The following is an 18007-nucleotide window of genomic DNA, read 5'->3' as shown; positions in this document are numbered from 1 at the left end:
CTAGTCCCCTGTTCGTCTGGGTGTCCGGTGACGTGACCGGTGCCGACCACGCGGCGGCGAACGCCGCGTCCGCCGTCGGCGCCCCGGGGGTCGACGACGCGGCCCGGGCGGCGGGTGCGGGAGTCTCGAGCAGGACGGTCACGAGTGGTGCAACCCCCGCGTGCCCGCGCGCATTCCCGCCCCCGCCGAGGCTCTGACGCTCCGACGTGAGGCGTGCCTCACGGTCCGCGGGTGGCGCCGTCCCGGCGGTCGCGGCAGGCTGGGACCGACCGGTGGACGCCTGCGGCGGACCCCGGCGAGTCACCGGCGATGAGGAGAGAACCGATGCTGCTGCGTCACCTCGCGAGGCCCATGCTGGCCTCGTGGTTCGTCTACGACGGGCTCCAGGCCGCGCTCAAGCCCGCCGAGCACGTGCGAGCCGCGCGCTCGGGCGTCGAGCTCGTCGAGAAGAGCGCCGGCATCGAGGCTCCGCTCAGCGAGAAGCAGGTCGCGGTGCTCGTGCGCGCCCACGGGGCCGCGACGGCCGTCGCCGGGCTGTTCCTCGCCGTCGGCAAGGCGCCCCGCACGGCGGCCCTGACCCTCGCCGCGCTCACGGTGCCGCTCGCGGTCGTCAACCAGCCCTTCACCTCGGGCGGGGCGACGCGCGCCGAGCGCACGCGCAAGTTCGTGGCGAACGTCGGCGCGATCGGCGCGGCGCTCATCGCGGGCGCGGACTACGAGGGCCGCCCGGGCGTGCAGTGGCGCCTCGAGAAGGCCCGGCACGACCTCGCGCTCGCCAAGCAGGCGAAGCAGGAGGCCGTGGTCGCGAGCGCGAAGGGGGCCGTGAAGGACGTCTCGGCCTCGGCCCGGGGAGCGGCGAAGGAGGCGAGCCGCTCCACGAAGAGCGCGGCGAAGCGCGCGGCCAAGGAGGCCGGGCGCTCGGCGCGGCGCGCCACGAAGGCCGCCCAGGAGGCGGCCCAGCACGCCGCCGGCCTCGCCGCGGACGCCGTGCACGACGCCGAGGCCGCCGTCCGCGCGAAGGTCGCCTGACGCGGTCGGGACGCGTCCGCCCGGCGGTACCGTCCGCCGTCGGGCACGGTGCCTCCACTAGCCTGGAGGCCATGACGACCACGCCCTCCGCCGCGCCCGTGCCCCCCGCCGTCGACGAGGGCTGGGCCGCGCCCACGGCGGGCGGGCCGCTCGACGCGACGGTCGAGGTCCCGGGGTCCAAGTCGCTCACGAACCGGCTGCTCGTGCTGGCCGCGCTCGCCGACGGCCCCGGGACGCTGCGCGGTGCGCTGCGCAGCCGCGACGCGGACCTCATGATCGCCGCCCTGCGCACGCTCGGCGTCGGCGTCGAGGAGGGCGCGTCGCCGAGCGAGCTGCACGTGACCCCCGGACCGCTGCGCGGGCCCGTCGAGGTCGACTGCGGCCTGGCCGGCACCGTCATGCGCTTCCTGCCGCCGCTCGCGGCGCTCGCCGACGGCACGGTCCGGTTCGACGGCGACGAGGGCGCGCGCGTGCGCCCCATGGGCCCGGTGCTCGCGGCGCTCAGCGCGCTCGACGTGCCGGTCGACGGCGACGGCGACGGGCTCCCGACGACGCTCCCGTTCACGATCCGCGGCCGCGGCCGGGTGCGCGGCGGGTCGGTCGACGTCGACGCGTCGGCGTCGAGCCAGTTCGTCTCCGGGCTCCTCCTCGCGGCCGCGCGCTACGACCAGGGCCTCACCGTCCGGCAAATCGGCCACACGCTGCCGAGCATGCCGCACATCGAGATGACGGTGGAGGTCCTGCGCGAGGTCGGGGTCGTCGTCGACGACTCGCGGCCCGCGATCTGGCGGGTCGAGCCCGGTCCGATCGCGGCGCGCGACGTGCAGGTCGAGCCGGACCTGTCGAACGCCGCGCCCTTCCTCGCGGCCGCGCTCGTGGCGGGCGGCACCGTCCGCGTCACGGGCTGGCCGACGGCGACGACCCAGCCCGGCGCGATGGTCCCGGAGCTGCTCGAGTCGATGGGCGCGACCGCGTCGCTGGACGGCGACGTGCTGTCCGTGACGGGCACCGGCGAGGTGCGCGGCGTCGACGTCGACCTGCACGCCGCCGGCGAGCTCGCGCCGACGATCGCCGCGCTGGCTGCCCTCGCGGACTCCCCCAGCCGCCTGCGCGGCATCGCCCACCTGCGCGGGCACGAGACCGACCGGCTGGCCGCGCTCGCGACGGAGATCACGCGCCTCGGCGGGCAGGCGGAGGAGACGCGCGACGGCCTCGTCATCACGCCGCGCCCCCTGCACGGCGCGCTGTTCCGCACCTACCACGACCACCGCATGGCGACCTCCGCGGCCGTGATCGGCCTGCGCGTCCCGGGGGTCGGCGTCGAGAACGTCGAGACGACGGCCAAGACGCTGCCCGGGTTCGCGGACATGTGGCAGCGCATGCTCGGCGGCGGGACGGGACCCGGCGAGGGAGCGGCGGCCCGCTGATGGCCCGCCGCGTCCCGGACGAGTCCGACTTCCGCTCGCGCCCCGGCAAGCGCGGCAGCCGTCCCCGCACCAAGCAGCGGCCCGAGCACGCGGACGCGGTGACGGGGTTCGTCACGGGCGTGGACCGCGGCCGGTACACGCTGCTCGTCGGGCACGACGGCCCGGACGGCGGCGACGCGACCGGCGAGGACGAGCGCACGGTCCTCGCGATGAAGGCGCGCGAGCTCGGCCGCACCCGCATCGTGTGCGGGGACCGGGTGGACCTCGTCGGGGACGTGACCGGCGACGACGGGTCGCTCGCGCGGATCGTGCGCATCCAGGACCGGTCGTCGGTGCTGCGCCGCACGGCCGACGACACCGACCCCTACGAGCGCGTGATCGTGGCCAACGCCGACCAGCTCGTCGTCGTCACCGCGCTCGCCGAGCCCGAGCCGCGCACACGCATGATCGACCGGTGCGTGGTCGCTGCGTACGACGCCGGCATGGACGTCCTGCTGTGCCTCACCAAGGCGGACCTCGCCGACCCGGAGCCGCTGCGCGCGCTGTACGAGCCGCTCGGGGTGTCCGTCGTCGTGACGCGCCGCGCGCCCGACGGCCTCGCGCCGGACGGCTGGGCGATCGAGCCGCTCGGCGCGGTGCGCGCTGCGCTGGCCGGACGCACGTCCGTGTTCGTCGGGCACTCGGGCGTCGGCAAGTCGACGCTCGTCAACGCGCTCGTCCCGGACGCGCAGCGTGCGACGGGCCACGTCAACGACGTCACGGGTCGCGGCCGGCACACGTCGACGTCGGCCGTCGCGCTGCGCCTGCCGGGCGGCGGGTGGGTCATCGACACCCCCGGCGTGCGGTCGTTCGGCCTCGCGCACGTGCAGGTCGACCACCTGCTGCACGCGTTCGAGGACCTCGACGCGGTCGCCGCGGACTGCCCGCGCGGGTGCACCCACCTCGACGACGCCCCGGACTGCGCGCTCGACGAGTGGGTCGAGGCGTCGCCCGACGACGAGACCCGCGCGGCCCGCGCCGCGCGGCTCGAGTCGTTCCGCCGCGTGCTCGCCTCGCGCACCGGCGCGGCCTGAGCCCGTCCCGCGGCCGCCGCCCTCCCCGGGCCGCGCTCACGGCGCCGGGGCCGCGGCCACAACGGTGGCGAGCCGCTCGGCCAGCGCGGTCACCCGCGCCGCCGGGACGTCGACCGGGAGCGTCGCGTAGGAGAAGCCCTGCCGGGCGAGGTCGGCCTCGATGGCGGCCGCCGGCACGTCCGACGGCAGCGCGCCGACGAAGCGCGTCCGCGTCGGGCTGAGCCGGACCGGGGTGGGTGCGCCGTCGACCAGGATCGTGACGACGTCGCCGGCGTCGTCCGCCCCCGGCGCGAGGCGTTCGACGTCCCGGCGGACCTGGCCGCCGAGCTCGGCCTGGGTCACGACGCGCCGCAGGCTCTGCTCGCGCGCGATCGCGTCGACCGCGGCGTCGGAGACGCCGACGGCCCCGCGCGCGACGGCGTCGGCGTCGGCCCCGAGACCTGCGGTGCGCAGCACCGTCACCACGCGGCTCCGCTCCTGCTCGATGACGAAGCGCGCGAACTCCTCGGGGTCTCCCAGCTCGGAGGCGGTGCGGCGGAGCCCCTGGGCGGCGCTGGGACCGGCCTTGGCCTCGACGACGGTGACGACGTCGAGCACGCCGTCGCGTCCGCGACGCACGATCATGCCGTCGGTGAGCTCCCGACCGCTCAGGTCGCTGAGCCGGTGCCCCTCGAGGACCTCGAGGCCCGTCCGGTCCGCGACCCCCAGCGTGCGGTCGGCACCCTGCGCGAGGCGCCGGGCGATGTCGCGGTGCGCGAGCTCCTCCACGAGCTGGCCCTTGAGGTGCTCGACGTGGGTGCCCTTCGCGAGCACGCGCGCGACCGCCTCGTCGGACAGGTCGAGCCCGGCGAGGACCTGGCGCGCCGCCCGCAGCTGCTGCTCGGCGAGCTCCCGGCCCGCCGCGGTGATGCCGAACCGGCTCGCGGCGCGCGACGCGAGCCGTTCGGCGACGTCCTCGCCGAACAAGACCGCGGCCCTGCCCCGGAACGCGCGGAGACGGAGCGCGGACGGCGCCGCGGTGAGCGCCCGGCCGACCGGACGCAGCCCGCGCGCCACCGCCCCGACGTCGAGCGCCAGGAAGATCGCGTCGAGGACGATCCACGTGAGGGTCGGCTCGTCGAGCGACAGGTCGGCGACGGCCGCGTCGAGGGCGACGCCCTCGGCCGCCGACTCGTCCCGGTAGGCCGTGACGTCGCCCGTGAGCGTCTCGACGCCCCAGGCGGCCGCGACGGCCGCTCCCGCCAGCGGGGTGAGGAGAGCGCCGGCGAGCAACGACGTCGTGATCGCGAGCGCCACCTTGGCGGCCGCGAGGAACGACTCGTCGGCCTCCGCGAGCTCGATCCGCCGGTGCACCGCCGCGAGCAGCACCGGATCGTCCACGCCCAGCCGCTCCTGCGTGAGGCGGACCACGAAGCGCAGGTTCCAGACCTTGAGCCGGTCCCGGTCGATCGCCTCCCGCACGCGCGCGATGTTCTCGACGACGACCGCGATCGGCTCGCCCGTGAGACGCCCGAGCTCCTCGGGCGGCGCGCCGGCGAAGGAACCTGGCCGGTAGCCGTCGCTGAGCAGGAGGGGGAAGCGCCGACCGAGCCCGAGGCGGGCACGGTCGTAGACGGCGCGCCTGCTCGGGAGCTGCTGCCGGTTCCGGTCGAGGTTCGCGATGTCCACCCCCACCGACCGCTCGCTCTCGGGGAGGCTCTGCACCAGCTCGGCCGGCGTGAGGACGCCGGCCGACGGCGCGTACCTGCTGAGCACCCGCTCGGCCGCGGCCACGGAGATCTCGAGCGACCGGTAGTCGAGGCTCGCGAGCGTCCGGTCCGCCTCGAGCAGCCCCTCGAGGTCGGGCGAGCACACCTGCAGCGCGTAGCGGTCCCGCTCCGCGAGGGCCTCCCGCTCGTTGTCGGCGAGCAGCTCCTGCGCGACGGTCTTCGCGTGCTCCAGGAACTGCTCGGGGAAGTCCCGCTCCACGAGGGCCACGAGCGCGCGCTCGTCGGGGACGCCGAGCGCCGCGAGCTCCCGCTCGATCCTCGCGGTGAGCTCCCGCTCCTGCGCCCGCGCGTCCTCCCGCGCGGCGACGACCTCCGCGGGCTCCACCCCCGCCGAGGGCCGGTCGCGGTCGAGCTGCTCCAGCCGCAGCCGCAGCGCGTCGCGCCGCCGCACGGCCTCGACGAGCGGGGCGCCGCCGACGGCACGTCCGAGCGCCTGGGTCTGCGCCTCGGTGAGGCTCGGTCGCAGCAGCCGGGCGTACCTCGCCGGCACGTCGGCCGGTGCGTCGTCCGCCGGCCGCGGCCCGGTGTCGGGGTCTCTCGACACGACGACCGTCGGCACGACGGGCGGCACCGACACCACGTTCGTCACCGCACCGTTGCCCGCCGCCGACTGGAGCTGCTGCAGGAGCCCCCCGGCGAGCGCGAGCCCCGACACGCTCGCGACCGGACCCGCGGCGAGCGCCGGCCCGGCGCGTCCGCGCTGCGCGGCCGGCGCCGCGACGGACGCCCTCGGCGCCGCCGCCCTGCCACGCGGAGCGCCCGGCTCGACCCCGTGCACAGCGCCGCGGCTCCTGCCCATGAGCCCCTCCCGCTGCCAGGATGCGACGACCGCGCCCCGCCCTCCAGCACGATCGCGCGCCCGGGCGCGCACCGTCCCTGCCCGATGGGGCACCGGCCCGCCCGCGAGGCGCGCCGTCGCCGCGTTCCGCCTCCCACGCGTGGCGCTCTCACGTCACGACCGGCTCGCCGCTACGGTGTGAGCCATGACGCCCCCCTCGACGCGCGGCTACGACGACGACCTGCGCCTCGCCCACGTGATCGCCGACCAGGTCGACGCGCACACGATGTCGCGCTTCAAGGCGCTCGACCTGCACGTCGAGTCGAAGCCGGACTCGACGCCCGTGAGCGACGCCGACCGCACGGCCGAGGAGATCATCCGCGGCCAGCTCGGCCGCGCACGCGGCCGCGACGCGATCGTCGGCGAGGAGTACGGCGAGACCGGTCACGGCGCCCGGCGCTGGATCGTCGACCCGATCGACGGGACCAAGAACTTCGTGCGCGGGGTGCCCGTCTGGGCGACGCTCATCGCGCTCGCCGACGGGGACGAGGTCGTCGTCGGGCTCGTCTCGGCGCCCGCGCTCGGCCGGCGCTGGTGGGCAGCGAAGGGCACCGGCGCGTGGACGGGCAAGTCGCTCGCGGCCGCGTCGCGGCTGCGGGTGTCGGGCGTCTCGTCCTGGTCCGACGCGTCGCTCGCCTACGCGTCGCTCGACGGCTGGGAGGAGCGCGGCAAGCTCGACCCGTTCCTCGACCTCATGCGCGGCGCGTGGCGCACGCGCGGCTACGGCGACTTCTGGTCGTACATGCTCGTCGCCGAGGGCGCGGTCGACGCCGCGGCCGAGCCCGAGCTGGAGCTCTACGACATGGCCGCGCTCGTCCCCATCGTCACCGAGGCCGGCGGCCGGTTCACGTCGCTCGACGGCGCTGACGGCCCGTGGGGCGGCAACGCCGTCGCGACGAACGGGCTGCTGCACGACGAGGTGCTCGGCCGCCTCGGCTGAGGCGGACCGCCGTCGGGCACCGCCCGACGGCGGCGGGCCGGCCGCACCGCGCGGACGTCAGCCGCGCGGCACGTCCTTGAGCTCCGACCAGTCGTACCAGAGCAGGTCGCGCTCGCCCACGCGGTCGATCGCGGCGTCGAGCGCCTCGTCGGCGCCGGGGCCGTCGTCGTCGGCCGCGGCGAGGACCGCCTCCACGTCCTCGACCGCCTCCGGCTCGTCGACGTGCACGCACACGATCGCGACGTCGGGCACGGTCCGCAGGACCTCGACGGCGCTGGGCGCGGGCGCGTCCTCGTCGTCGGAGTCGTCCCCGCCCACGACCTGCACCGCGCCGTCGGGCACCTCGAGCGTCACGACGAGCCGCTGGCGCGGCGCGTCCGGTCGCGCGGCGACGAGCGCCAGCGAGTCGTCCGCCGCCTCGAGCGCGGCCGCGTACTCCAGCCCCTCCTCGTCCTCGTCGGGCAGCGCGCGCGTCAGCGCGGCGGTCACGGCGTGGGCGCCGCGCGGGGCGACGGTCCAGCGGGCGGCGTCGGCGGTCACGGTGACGGCGTCGAGCTCGTCGAGCGTCGCGGGGAGGTAGATGCGCATGGGTTCAGTGTGCCGCCTCCAGCACGGGTCCGTGCGCCGCACCACGCCCGGGCGGTGCTGCCTCCCGCACGTGCGCGGCGAGCTGCGCGAGGGCGCGGCGGGCGGGGCTCGCGGGCGCCGACTCGGCGAGCGTGCGGCCCTCCCGGAGCCCGAGGTCGAGCGCGGCGTCCTCGGGGACGACGTGCAGGTCGTCGACGCTCGCGTAGCGGGACATCGCGTCGCGCACCGCTCGCTCCGGCCGGGGGCCGACGACGCTCGCGCGCACACGGTTCACCACGACGGCGCGCGCCGCGCCGACGCACGCGCCCGTCTCGGCGAGCTCGTCGAGCGCGCGGACCAGGCGCTGGAGCCCGACGGGGTCGCCCGCGCCGACGACGACCACGACGTCCGCCGCCGCGAGCGCGCTCCAGGTCGCGTCGTTGCGCTGCGGGGCGCGGGTGTCGTATGTCAGGAGCTCGTCCCGCTCGATCCCGAAGCCGCAGTCGACGACCGTCCAGTCGGCGACCGACCGCGCGACCTCCCACACGGCGTCGAGCGACGCCCCGGGCAGCTCCGGCCAGCGGGCCGCCCGGGTCAGGCCCGTGAGCACCCGGACCCGCGGCAGGACCGTCGGAGCGAGCGCGACCAGGCCTGCGGCGTCGAGCACGCCCTGACGCGCGCTGCGGGCGGCCGCCGCCAGCCCCGGCGACTCGTCGAGCAGGCCGAGGCGCTGGGCGACGCTCCCGCCGTACGTGTCCGCGTCGACGAGCAGGACCTCCGCGTCGGGCGACGGCGGGACCGCGGCCGGGACGTCCACGTCCGGGGGGCGCCGCTCCCGGCGCGGCGGACGAGCGCGCCGCGCGGGCGGCGGTCCCGCGAGCTCGGCGGCGAGGTTCGTCGCCACCGTCGTGCGACCGGGAGCCCCCGTCGGTCCCCACACAGCGACGGTCCGTCCGAGGCGGGGCGCCGGCCCCGGGTCCGCCGTGGCGCCGCCTGCGACGGGCCGGACCGCGCCGGGCGCGCCCGGCTCCGCCTCGCGCAGCGGCAGGACCGCGCGGACGACGTCGCGCAGCGCGTCCGGGGCGGAGTCCAGGTCCACGACCGCGTCGACCCCGTAGGCGCGCAGCCGCCCCTCCTCCCACGTCCCGCCCGGGGCGAGCGCGACGACCCGGACGCCGTGGGCGTGCAGGTCGACGATCGCCTGCCGGTCCAACGCGGGCAGGTCGCACGACACCACGGCGACCCGGCCCGCACCGGCCGCGGCCGCGGCGAGCAGCTCGACGACGTCGGCGCACCGCCGCGTGACCTGGAGCCCCGGAGCGGCGAGCGTCGTGACCACCTCGGCCTCGCGCGCGCCGCGGACCGCGCACAGGACGGTCGCGACCGTGGTCGCGCCGCTCATCCCGCACCTCCGACCGGGACGAGCGCGATCGTCCCGTCCCCGGCCACCGCCGCCAGCACGGCCGGGAGGTCGTCGACGCCGACGAGGAGGTGGACCGTCGTCGGCCCACCCACGACGAGCGTCCCCTCGCCCTCGTCGACCTGCGCGACGGTGACACCGCCGACGAGCAGCTCGGGCTGCGGCGCCTCGTCGTCCGCGGCGGCACCCGGCTCGGCACCGGCCGTCGGCGCGGGTACCTCGGGGACGTACCAGACGTCGACCGCGGCCCCGGCGACGATCCGCTCCGAGAGGCCCGTCGTCACGGGGACCGCGACCGCGCGCACCGCGAGGTCGGACGCCGCACCGAGCGACGACGCGGGGACCAGCTCGCCCTCGGCGACGGTCCGCAGGACCACGGCCTCGCCCGGGAGCCCGTCCGCCACGAGCAGGTAGCGGTCCGTCTGCGCGCCGAGCCGCACCTCGACCGTCCGCAGGTCCGCGGCGGTCACGGCCGTCCCGGGCGTCAGCGCCGCCCCGGCCGCGTACACGGTGACGGTCCGGCTCGCGGTGCTCACGGCCCACGAACCCAGGGCCACCGACAGCGCGACCACGACGATCCCCACGAGGAGCCGCGGGTCCTTCCAGCCGGGTCGCCGCAGGCGCGCGGCAGGCCGTGGTGCGGGCTCGGCCCGCACGGGTCGTTCCGTGGTCGTCGTCATCTTTTCTCCCCCTCGGTGGTCCGGCACGTCAGCCGTGCCGCGGCTTCATGATCCCCGGTCCGCGCCTCGCGCGGCAGACCCTGTGGACGAGCGCCGGGCGGCGGCGCGCGCGTGCCAGACTGACGCCATGGCCCAGCGGTTCCTCACCCTCGCCGACGTCACGGACGAGCTCAACATCTCCGCGGCGCAGGCGTACGCGCTCGTCCGCTCCGGGGAGCTCCCCGCGATCCAGGTGGGCGGCCGGGGCCAGTGGCGCGTCGAGGTCAGCGAGCTCGAGGCGTACATCCAGCGGATGTACGCCCAGACGCGCCAGCGCATCGAGGCCGGCGACTTCGACGGCTGACCGACCCTCGCCCCCTCGCCCCCCGTGCCGTGCGGACGCCGGCGTCCGCGTCGCGCGCTCCCCTGCAGGCTGCTCACCGCGGGACGAACCCCGCCTCCGACTCGCTGACGCACAGGAGCGCGGACCAGGGCAGGACCCGCGACCCGTGCCCGCTGCCCGGGGCGACCTCCAGGTCGACGTGGTCCTTGCCGACGCGCGCGACCCAGCCGGGGTACGTCCCGGCCGCGGTGCGCACCTGGACGGGTCGTCGGTCGCGCATCAGCGCGCGCAGGGCGTGGCCGAGGCCGAGCCGTGCCGACCGGGTCGAGGGTGCCGGCTGCGCGTGGCGGCCGAGGCCCTGGACGGCGGCGATCGCCACGGTCGGGACGAGGTGCTGGCGCCGGGCCTCGCCCACGAGCACCCACTCCTCCGCCGCCTCGCGCAGCTCCCCGGTGACGGCGGACCCGTCGCGCAGCTCGAGCGTGACGGTGCCGGGCGTGCCACGCAGCCGCTCGACGAGCGTGATCGTCGCGTGCTCCGCGCGGGTGAGGTCGGCGACGGCCGTGGCCCGGTCCTGGGTCTCCGCGGCGACGAGCTGTGCCGCGAGGTCGTCGAAGAGGGCGTCCCATCGCACCGGGACACCGTAGCGGTCCACCGCACCGACGACCCGCGCCGTGTCCACATCACGAGAAGTCCTCTGGACAGGCGGGCCGGGTCGCGCTTAGATCGACTCGTCGCGATCAAACGACATCAAACGACGTCAAGAGCCGTCCTCGACGGACGGCCACGCAGGGGGCACACCGATGGACCGTCGCACCGCCGTACCCGCGCGAGCCGGAGGAGTCACCGTCCTCCTCGCGCTCCTCCTCGTCATGAGCGGTGCCGTCTCGGCGCTCGCGCTGCGCGCCACGCACCTCGTGGGCACCCTCCCCGGCACCCGCCCCGAGCCCTACGTGGAGCTTCTCGCCGTGGCGCTCGGGGCCGCGGCGGCCACCTGGGTGGGGGTCAGCACGCTGCTCGGCCTGGGCTGCGTGGTCGTGCGCGCGCTGGGCCGCTCGTGGGGAGCGGGCGAGCGGCTCGTGCTCCGCGTGGCACCGGCCGTCGTCCGCCAGGCCGTGCGGGCGGGCGTGGGGCTGACCGTCGGCGCGGGCCTCGTCCTCGCCGGAGGGACGGCGCAGGCCGCCACCACCCCCGACGCCGACCCCGGCGTCGTGGCGGTCGACCTGGGCTGGCAGACCTCGGCGCCGGCGACCGAACCTGTCGGGCCCGCGCAGCCTGCTCCCCTCCCGACGGACGAGTCGGCCCCCGCGGCGCCGCACACCCGCTCCGCGCCGCCGACGACCGCAGAACGGCCCGGGCCGGCGGTCTCCGCCCCGGCCGCGCAGCCCTCCCGCCCCGACGCGGTCGTGCCGGACGCGCCGACGACCTCGTCGGCTACCCCAGACGTGCTGGACCTGCCGGACTCACCGAGCGCGCCGAGCGCCGTGCCGAGCATGCCTTCTACCGGGGAACCGGCGGGCGCGACCGCCCCCGGCACCGCGACGACCGAGACCTCGGCACCCGCAGCACCCGCACGCGCGCCCGAGGGCCGGAGCGCCACGACCGAGCAGCGCGACGCCGCGCTCACGGTCGTGCGGGACGTCGCCCCGGACGGGCCGCCCGAGGTCGTCGTCGTGCGCGGCGACTCGCTCTGGTCGATCGCCGCACGCCACCTGCCGGACGGCGCGTCCGACACACAGGTCGCCGACGCGGTGCAGCGCTGGTACGCCGCGAACGTCGAGGTCGTCGGGGACGACCCCGACCTCGTCCGCCCCGGCCAGGTGCTCGTCGCACCGAGCGCCTGACGACCGCCTGCCACGAAGGAGCCCGACCGTGACCGCTCCCCTGCTGACCACCGCGGACGTCCAGCTCGCGACCAACGTCGCCGCCCCGTCGCACCGCCGGGCCGCCCCCGCCTCGCCCGAAGGGCCCGCGCGACCCGCCCGCTCCACGAGCGTGCCCGCCGACCCGCCCGCTCGCCTGCTGCGGTGCGTCGGCGAGCGCCCCGTCCCGACCGTGGACCTGCGCGACATCGCGACCGCGCGGGCACCGCAGCACGTCGTGCGGGGACGTCCTCTCGCGCCGCCGACGGCGCCGCTCCCGCTCCCCGACCCGACGGCCCTGTGCTGCGCGGTCGTGCGCGCCGCCGTCGAGGTCGTTCGCGGCGAGCGCACCGTGGGGCAGCTCGCCCGGTGGGTGTCTCCCGAGATCTACGAGACGCTCGCCCGACGGTCGCGCCTGGTCGCCGACGGTCCACGCCCCACGACGACCCGGCCCGTCACCGTGCGCCGCGCCCGCGTCCTGCGGATCGGCGACGGCGTCGCGGAGGGCACCGTCGTGGTCGAGGACGGTGACCGCGTGCGGGCCGCCGCGGCGCGGCTCGAGGCGCGCCGGGGCACGTGGCGCGTCGTCGCCCTCGAGATCGGGTGACCGACCGCCCTCGGGGCCGACGACGGCGGGGCGCGCCACCCCTGGTGGCACGCCCCGCCGTCGTCGGTCCCGTCACGGCGCAGGCCGGACGGGGCGAGGATCACTCCTCGTTCTGACCGTGGCAGACCTTGTACTTCTTGCCCGAGCCGCACGGGCACTGCGCGTTGCGCGGCGTCCCGGGGAACGTGCGACCGTCGCTCTCGACCGCGCTCGCCTCGCCGTGCAGCGCCCGGCGCGAGCGCCGGCTCGCGTCGCCCGAGACGACGGCCTGGCCGGTGCCGTCCTCGCTCGGCGCGCTGTACGACAGCGGCACCTGACGGTCGGGGCCGTCGAGGCCCTTCGCGATGAGCGTCCCCGGGCGGTCGCCGCGCGGACCGCCGAACGCCGCCGGGGTCGTCACCGGGACGGGCTCGGCCTCGACCGGGGCGTCCTGGGTCGGGGCGTCGGCCGCCGCAGGTGCGTCCGCGACGGGAGCGTCCGCCACGGGGGCGTCCTGCGTCGGAGCAGCGGCCTGCTGGGCCGCCGCCGCGAGTCCTGCCGCAGCACCGGCCGAGGCCGCACCGGCCGCCCCGCCGAGCGCCTGGCCGGCCGCCGACTGAGCCGCCTGCGCCGCGTCCGCGACCGAGATCGCCGCGGCCTGGCCCGGTGCCGCGCCCGGCTCGGCGACCTTGACCTCGAGGTTGAAGAGGTACCCGACCGTCTCCTCCTTGATGGCCTCGGTCATCGCCTGGAAGAGCTGGAAGCCCTCGCGCTGGTACTCGACCAGCGGGTCGCGCTGCGCCATCGCGCGCAGCCCGATGCCCTCCTTGAGGTAGTCCATCTCGTAGAGGTGCTCGCGCCACTTGCGGTCGAGGACCGAGAGCGTCACGCGGCGCTCGAGCTGGCGCATGTTCGCCGCACCGAGCTGCTCCTCGCGGTTCTGGTAGGCGATGCGGGCGTCGGAGAGGATCTCCTCGAGCAGCAGGTCCTGCGACAGCCGGGTCTCTCCGCCCGCCTGCTCGACGACCTCGTCCGGCTCGATCGAGATCGGGAAGACGGCCTTGATCGCGGTCCACAGACCGTCCAGGTCCCACTGCTCCGGGTTGCCCTCGGCCGTCGCGCCCTCGACGTACGCGGTGACGACGTCGGTGAGGAAGTGCTGCACCTGCTCCTGCAGGTCCTCGCCCTCGAGCACGCGACGACGCTCGTCGTAGATGACCGTACGCTGGCGCGACAGGACGTCGTCGTACTTGAGGACGTTCTTGCGGATCTCGAAGTTGCGGGACTCGACCTGGCCCTGCGCGCTCGCGATGCCGCGTGTGACCATCTTCGACTCGAGCGGCACGTCGTCGGGGAACCCGGCGCGGTTCATCATCGACTCGGCGAGGGTCGAGTTGAACAGGCGCATGAGGTCGTCCTGCATCGACAGGTAGAACCGCGACTCGCCCGGGTCGCCCTGACGGCCGGAACGACCGCGGAGCTGGTTGTCGATGCGGCGCGACTCGTGGCGCTCGGTGCCGAGCACGTAGAGACCGCCGAGCTCCCGGACCTCGTCGTGCTCCGCCGCGACCGCGGCCTTCGCCTTCTCGAGCGCGTCGGGCCAGGCGGCCTCGTACTCCTCCGGGTTCTCCGCGGCGTCGAGGCCGCGCGCCGCGAGGTCCGCGACCGCCATGAACTCGGCGTTGCCGCCGAGCATGATGTCGGTACCACGGCCGGCCATGTTCGTCGCGACCGTCACGGCGCCCTTGCGGCCCGCGAGCGCGACGATCGAGGCCTCGCGCTCGTGCTGCTTCGCGTTGAGGACCTCGTGCGGCACGCCCTGCTTCTTGAGCTTGGACGACAGCAGCTCGGACTTCTCGACGCTCGTCGTGCCGACGAGCACCGGCTGGCCCTGCGCGTGGCGCTCGACGATGTCCGCGACGACCGCGTCGAACTTGCCCTCCTCGTTCTTGTACACGAGGTCGGGCTGGTCGACGCGCTGCATCGGCCGGTTCGTCGGGATCGGCACGACGCCGAGCTTGTACGTGCCCTGGAACTCGGCCGCCTCCGTGTCCGCGGTACCGGTCATGCCCGAGAGCTTGGAGTACAGGCGGAAGTAGTTCTGCAGCGTGATCGTGGCGAGCGTCTGGTTCTCCGCCTTGATCTGCACGCCCTCCTTGGCCTCGATGGCCTGGTGCATGCCCTCGTTGTACCGGCGGCCGGGCAGGATGCGCCCGGTGTGCTCGTCGACGATCATGACCTCGCCGTTCAGCACGACGTAGTCCTTGTCCCGCTTGAAGAGCTCCTTCGCCTTGATGGCGTTGTTGAGGAAGCCGATGAGCGGCGTGTTCAGCGACTCGTAGAGGTTGTCGATACCGAGGTAGTCCTCGACCTTCTCGATGCCCGGCTCGAGCACGCCGACGGTGCGCTTCTTCTCGTCGACCTCGTAGTCGGGCCCCGGGTTCAGGCGTCGCACGACCTTCGCGAACTCGCCGAACCAGCGGTTCGTGTCGCCCGACGCGGGACCCGAGATGATGAGCGGCGTGCGCGCCTCGTCGATGAGGATCGAGTCGACCTCGTCGACGATCGCGAAGTGGTGGCCGCGCTGCACGAGGTCGTCGGTGGACCACGCCATGTTGTCGCGCAGGTAGTCGAAGCCGAACTCGTTGTTCGTGCCGTACGTGATGTCCGCGGCGTACTCCTGGCGACGCTGCGCGGGCGTCTGCCCGGACAGGATGACGCCGGTCGTCAGGCCGAGGAAGCGGTAGACGCGGCCCATGAGCTCGCTCTGGTACTTCGCGAGGTAGTCGTTGACCGTGACGACGTGCACGCCCTTGCCCTCGAGCGCGTTGAGGTACGCGGCCGTCGTCGCGACGAGCGTCTTGCCCTCACCGGTCTTCATCTCGGCGATGTTGCCGAGGTGCAGCGCCGCGCCGCCCATGAGCTGGACGTCGAAGTGCCGCTGACCGAGCGTGCGGCGCGACGCCTCGCGCACCGCGGCGAACGCCTCGGGGAGCAGGTCGTCGAGGGACTCGCCGGCCTCGAGGCGCGCCTTGAAGCGGTCGGTCTCCTCCCGCAGCTCCTCGTCGGTGAGATCCTCGAAGCCCGGCTCGAGCTTGTTGACCTGGTCGGCGAGGCCGGACAGCTTCTTGAGGATCCGGCCCTCGCCGATGCGAAGGACCTTGTCGAGGATCGAAGGCACGCAGGACTCCCGTATCGATCGGTGCCCGGGCCGGGTGGTCCGGGAGCAGCGCCGACGCTCTGCCGCGCGGGCGCGCACGGCAGCGGACGTCGGCAACGTCACACAACATCGTAGGCGAGTCGGAGCGACGTCGGACCCGCCCGGGTTTCGCCGACGACGAACCTCGCCGGCGAGACCCGCGCCAGCCTACGACGACGGGGCCCGCTCCGGCGGACCGCCCACCGTCCGCGGCGGGCGTCACGGTCAGGCGGCCGCCACCTCGGCCGCGAGGGCCGGGGCCAGGTCGCCCGACGCGGCGACGTCGACCTCGGGCACGCCCAGCCACCCCCCGAGCACCCGCAGCTCGGCGGCCAGACGGGCCGCCGTCTGCTCCCCCGCCGCCCGCTCACGGTGCGCCGACAGGACCCGCAGCACACCCGCCCGCCGGTCGGCCTTGAGGTCGACCCGCGCCGTGAGGTCCTCGCCCTCGAGGAACGGCAGGACGTAGTAGCCGTGCACCCGCTTCGGAGCCGGCACGTAGATCTCGATCCGGTAGTGCACGTCGAACAGCCGCTCGAGCCGCGTGCGCTCGAACACGAGCGGGTCGAACGGGTTGAGCAGCGTCGTCGCCGTCGCCCGACGCGGGAGCGCGGCGTCGGCGTGCAGGTAGGTCGGCTCGTCCCAGCCGCGCACCGTCACGCGCCGCAGCGTCCCGGACTCGACGAGCTCGTCGAACGCCGTGCGGACCGCGGGCCCCCGGAGCCGGAAGTAGTCCTTGAAGCAGCGCAGCGTCCCCACCCCGTGCGCCCGGGCGCCGATCTCGAGCAGGGCGCGCACGGCGTCGGCGTCCCCGACGGGCGGCGCCGCGACGACCTCCGGCGGGAGCACGCGCTCCGTGAGGTCGTAGCAGCGCTCGAACGCACCGTTGCGACGCGCCGAGGTGATCTCGCCCGTGAAGAAGAGGAACTCGAGCGCGCGCTTGGCGACCGTCCAGTTCCAACCCCACTGCGACCGGTCCCGCGGGTGCGCGCGGCCCTCGGCCTCCAGGATCTCGTGCACCTCGCTCGCCGTGATCGGGCCGCGTTCCGTGACGAGGCGACGCACGTCCGCCACCGCCTCGGAGTGGCTCATCTCCACCGCGCTGATCGTCCCCCACGCCTCGGTCCGGTACCGACGGCGGCGCCACTCCAGCAGCGGCCACGTGCTCGGCGGGACGTACGACGCCACGTGCGCCCACGTCTCCACGAGCCGGCGCGGGGCACGACCTGCCGCGCGGTCCAGCAGCGCCGTGTCGTACGGGCCGAGGCGCGCGTACAGCGGCATGAGGTGCGCCCGCGCGAGCACGTTCACCGAGTCGATCTGCAGCAGCCCGAGGCGGTCGATCACGCCCTGGACCTGCCGCATCGTCGGCGCCCGCCCGTCGGTGCCGTCGTACGGACGCGCGCGGTGCAGCCCCTGCGCGGCGAGCGCGACACGGCGCGCCTGGGACAGGGACATCGACTCGGACCTCGACGGCGTGGCGACCACCCCCCGATCCTGCCCGACCCCACCCACACGCCGCCCCGCGGTCGGCCGGGTGCGGACAGCGCGACGCGCCCGGACCCTGAGGGGTCCGGGCGCGTCCGTGAGGGTCAGGCGGTCTTCTCGACCGCGGCGTCGGCGCAGTCGCAGGACGTGTCGAGCGCGACGACCCCGTAGGTCCAGCCCCGGCGCCGGTAGGCGACGGACGGACGGGAGGTCTCGACGTCGACGAAGAGGAAGAAGTCGTGGCCGACCATCTCCATCTCGTACAGCGCGTCGTCCACGGTCATGGGTTCCGCGGAGTGCAGCTTCTGCCGGATGACGACGGGCGAGTCGCCGAGGGTGGTCTCGACGGCCTCCCCGGGCTCGCTGGGCGCGGTCGGCGCCGGCGGCGGGGGTGCGGCGTGCGTGGCCGGGTCGTAGGGGCGCACGTCGACGGGCGGCACGACCGTGTGGTTGCGGTGGTCCTTGCGACGGTCGCGGGCACGGCGCAGGCGCTCGGCGAGCTTGTCCATCGCGAGGTCGAGGGCGCCGAACCGGTCGTCTGCCGCTGCCTCGGCGCGGACGACGGGTCCCTTGGCGCGGACGGTCAGCTCGACGCGTTCGCGAACCCCGGAGAGCCTCGGGTTGTTCTCGTGGGTGACCTCGACGTCCACGCGCTGCGCGGTGGGCGCGAGCTGCTGGACCTTGGCGAGCTTGTCCTCCACGTGCCGGCGGAAGCGGTCTGCCACTTCCGTGTGCCTGCCGACGACGACGATCTCCATGTGAGCCTCCGCGAGGATCTTGTGCGGCGCCCGGCCGGTGCGTCCGAGC

General features: G+C 75.9%; 15 protein-coding genes. 7 read left to right on the top strand and 8 right to left on the bottom strand.

The features are described 5' to 3' along the window. Positions 1-324: 324 nt before the first annotated feature. From ACFC2L_RS10495 to rsgA, 3 genes are all read left to right on the top strand, one after another. Positions 325-1029 carry a DoxX family membrane protein gene (locus tag ACFC2L_RS10495; protein WP_375824255.1) on the top strand — a complete coding sequence of 235 codons (705 nt, stop codon included), beginning with the start codon at positions 325-327 and terminating at the stop codon, positions 1027-1029. A gap of 71 nt (positions 1030-1100) precedes the next feature. Then, the gene (gene aroA / locus ACFC2L_RS10490) at positions 1101-2456 is read left to right on the top strand and encodes a 3-phosphoshikimate 1-carboxyvinyltransferase (RefSeq protein ID WP_375824253.1); all 1356 of its coding nucleotides are present in this window, start codon (positions 1101-1103) and stop codon (positions 2454-2456) included. Further along, positions 2456-3529, top strand: coding sequence for a ribosome small subunit-dependent GTPase A (gene rsgA / locus ACFC2L_RS10485; RefSeq protein WP_375824251.1), 1074 nt, complete (start codon positions 2456-2458; stop codon positions 3527-3529). The genes aroA and rsgA overlap by 1 nt, the downstream gene beginning before the upstream one ends. A gap of 36 nt (positions 3530-3565) precedes the next feature. Here rsgA and ACFC2L_RS10480 read toward each other — a convergent pair whose 3' ends face one another. After that, on the bottom strand, positions 3566-6097 hold the full coding sequence (locus ACFC2L_RS10480; RefSeq protein ID WP_375824250.1) for a hypothetical protein: 2532 nt from the start codon (positions 6095-6097) through the stop codon (positions 3566-3568). Between the two features lie 184 nt (positions 6098-6281). Between ACFC2L_RS10480 and hisN the strand changes: the two genes are divergently transcribed. Continuing rightward, complete coding sequence (gene hisN / locus ACFC2L_RS10475; protein ID WP_375824248.1) at positions 6282-7076, top strand: histidinol-phosphatase; 795 nt, start codon at positions 6282-6284, stop codon at positions 7074-7076. Between the two features lie 57 nt (positions 7077-7133). Here the strand turns inward: hisN and ACFC2L_RS10470 are convergent, their stop codons facing one another. The 3 genes from ACFC2L_RS10470 to ACFC2L_RS10460 are packed head-to-tail and all read right to left on the bottom strand — an operon-like array spanning position 7134 to position 9743. Further along, positions 7134-7664: a DUF6912 family protein gene (locus ACFC2L_RS10470; RefSeq protein WP_253053279.1), complete on the bottom strand. Its 531-nt coding sequence runs from the start codon at positions 7662-7664 to the stop codon at positions 7134-7136. 4 nt (positions 7665-7668) lie between these two features. After that, the gene (locus ACFC2L_RS10465; RefSeq protein WP_375824246.1) at positions 7669-9045 is read right to left on the bottom strand and encodes a CpaE family protein; all 1377 of its coding nucleotides are present in this window, start codon (positions 9043-9045) and stop codon (positions 7669-7671) included. Beyond that, complete coding sequence (locus ACFC2L_RS10460; RefSeq protein WP_375824245.1) at positions 9042-9743, bottom strand: SAF domain-containing protein; 702 nt, start codon at positions 9741-9743, stop codon at positions 9042-9044. The genes ACFC2L_RS10465 and ACFC2L_RS10460 overlap by 4 nt, the downstream gene beginning before the upstream one ends. Positions 9744-9870: 127 nt before the next feature. Here ACFC2L_RS10460 and ACFC2L_RS10455 point away from each other — a divergent pair, with 127 nt between their 5' ends. Continuing rightward, on the top strand, positions 9871-10086 hold the full coding sequence (locus ACFC2L_RS10455; RefSeq protein WP_087472469.1) for a helix-turn-helix domain-containing protein: 216 nt from the start codon (positions 9871-9873) through the stop codon (positions 10084-10086). 73 nt (positions 10087-10159) lie between these two features. On the opposite strand, the gene ACFC2L_RS10450 is transcribed toward ACFC2L_RS10455, so the two are convergent. Further along, the gene (locus ACFC2L_RS10450) at positions 10160-10699 is read right to left on the bottom strand and encodes a hypothetical protein (protein WP_375824244.1); all 540 of its coding nucleotides are present in this window, start codon (positions 10697-10699) and stop codon (positions 10160-10162) included. A gap of 169 nt (positions 10700-10868) precedes the next feature. Here ACFC2L_RS10450 and ACFC2L_RS10445 point away from each other — a divergent pair, with 169 nt between their 5' ends. Together ACFC2L_RS10445 and ACFC2L_RS10440 are read left to right on the top strand one after the other, a co-directional pair. After that, entirely contained in the window at positions 10869-11909 is a 1041-nt protein-coding gene (locus tag ACFC2L_RS10445; protein WP_375824243.1) for a LysM peptidoglycan-binding domain-containing protein, read from the top strand. Positions 11910-11937: 28 nt separating this feature from the next. Then, the gene (locus ACFC2L_RS10440; protein WP_375824242.1) at positions 11938-12534 is read left to right on the top strand and encodes an Rv3235 family protein; all 597 of its coding nucleotides are present in this window, start codon (positions 11938-11940) and stop codon (positions 12532-12534) included. 100 nt (positions 12535-12634) lie between these two features. Here ACFC2L_RS10440 and secA read toward each other — a convergent pair whose 3' ends face one another. The 3 genes from secA to hpf all read right to left on the bottom strand — a co-directional run bounded on the left by secA (position 12635) and on the right by hpf (position 17958). Beyond that, entirely contained in the window at positions 12635-15694 is a 3060-nt protein-coding gene (gene secA / locus ACFC2L_RS10435) for a preprotein translocase subunit SecA (protein WP_375824241.1), read from the bottom strand. Between the two features lie 243 nt (positions 15695-15937). After that, positions 15938-17170 carry a winged helix-turn-helix domain-containing protein gene (locus ACFC2L_RS10430; RefSeq protein WP_375824240.1) on the bottom strand — a complete coding sequence of 411 codons (1233 nt, stop codon included), beginning with the start codon at positions 17168-17170 and terminating at the stop codon, positions 15938-15940. Between the two features lie 134 nt (positions 17171-17304). Next, positions 17305-17958: a ribosome hibernation-promoting factor, HPF/YfiA family gene (gene hpf, locus ACFC2L_RS10425; RefSeq protein WP_047232136.1), complete on the bottom strand. Its 654-nt coding sequence runs from the start codon at positions 17956-17958 to the stop codon at positions 17305-17307. Positions 17959-18007: the final 49 nt, after the last annotated feature.

It is taken from the genome of Cellulosimicrobium sp. NPDC055967, from assembly GCF_042269845.1.
Taxonomy (GTDB): Bacteria; Actinomycetota; Actinomycetes; order Actinomycetales; family Cellulomonadaceae; genus Cellulosimicrobium.
Note: the sequence above shows the minus strand (reverse complement) of the source record. Positions and strands in the feature narration are given on the sequence as shown.